The organism is Mesorhizobium sp. M2E.F.Ca.ET.209.01.1.1, assembly GCF_004010375.2.
In the GTDB taxonomy this organism is placed as follows: Bacteria; Pseudomonadota; Alphaproteobacteria; order Rhizobiales; family Rhizobiaceae; genus Mesorhizobium.
In genome coordinates, this window is record NZ_SADP02000552.1 from 1 (window position 1) to 350 (window position 350).

Here is a 350-nt window from a genome sequence, read left to right on the forward strand (position 1 = left end):
TTCACATCTAGTCCCGAGTTCTGCGAATAAGCCTTCGTGCCAGCGGAAAACAGGACATTGGCTTCCGGCTTTCCAATCGCGGCTGGATATAGAATAGACATGTACATATCCGACAGACTGTTGAAGCGCCCTGCGTAAGGGGCAAGGTATTTTTCGACATAACCCAGTTGTTGCACCTGAGACATCTGTGCCAGAGCTTCCAACGATGTCCCCAATCCATCCGCAGTTAGCCTCATAAACTGAATCAGTCCTGTAGCACCGCTTGACGGGTTTCTCTTATCTGGCGCGAAAGTTTCACCCGTTTCAAAGGCCATCGCAGCCATCAGATGGCTGGGATCGCACAAGACGCG

General features: G+C 51.4%; 1 pseudogene. It reads right to left on the minus strand.

The window, feature by feature from the left end:
* Positions 1-323 (minus strand): annotated as a pseudogene (locus EN852_RS36875) (lytic transglycosylase); the annotation flags it as partial.
* Between the last annotated feature and the right edge of the window lie 27 nt (positions 324-350).